Consider the following 926-nt stretch of genomic DNA (forward strand, 5'->3'; position numbering starts at 1 on the left):
ATCCCCACCGGCTCCTACCTGCCCTGACACCACCCGCGCCAGGTCTCCCCACCCTCGACCCGGCACGGGCACCAACCCCCACCCACCCCCGGGGGAAATGAAGGGTCGCCCGGCGCCCCCCGGGCGGCCCTTCGCCCCCCTCGAACGAAGGACGTCATGACACCGACGAAGATGCTGGCAAGGCTCGTGGCGGTCACCGTCGTGACCGGGTCCGTCTACGCCGCCAGCCCCGCGGTCGCCAGCACGGCACAGCCGGAACCGATCGGCCTGGCCGCCGCGTACGATCTCGCACCCTGCGTCTCCGGCGGGCCGACAAGCGCGGATGGCGCACTCGCCAGCCGCCTCAACGCTCTCCTGGGCGCGAAGATGCGCGGCTACATGGACGCCTACCGCGTCTCGTGCGCCCGCAAGGTCATCGAGGCGGTGCGGGCGCGCGGCCTCCACGAACGTGCCGCCGTCATCGCCATCACCACGACGATCGTCGAGACCGGCATCCGGAACATCAGCGAGGAGGTCGACCACGACAGTCTCGGCCTGTTCCAGCAGCGCGCCTCCTGGGGTACGGTCGCCGAGCGGCTCAACCCGAGCGTGGCCACCAACAAGTTTCTCAGCAAGATGCTCACCAAGTACCCCAACAACACCTGGCGGACCGCGCCGATCGGCGAGGTGTGCCAGGCGGTGCAGGTCTCGGCATACCCGAGCCGGTACCAGCCCGAGGCGGGCGACGCGCAGATCATCGTGGACGTGCTGAGCAACAGAGTCTCGTTGAGCGACTACAACGGTGACGGCACCTCCGAGATCGCCGTGTTCCGGCCGTCGATCCGGGAGTGGCACAGCTACGGCAAGGTCCTGGCCCGCGACTGGGGCCAACCGGGCGACATTCCCCTGGCCGGTGACTACGACGGCGACGGCACCTCCGACATCGC

Annotated in this window: 1 pseudogene; it reads left to right on the forward strand. The window is 69.8% G+C overall.

Features of this window, described 5'->3' with window-relative positions:
* Window positions 1–156 precede the first annotated feature (156 nt).
* Window positions 157–926: pseudogene (locus ACFQGL_RS32155) on the forward strand (hypothetical protein); the annotation flags it as partial.

It is taken from the genome of Micromonospora vulcania (assembly GCF_042658605.1).
GTDB lineage: Bacteria > Actinomycetota > Actinomycetes > Mycobacteriales > Micromonosporaceae > Micromonospora > Micromonospora vulcania.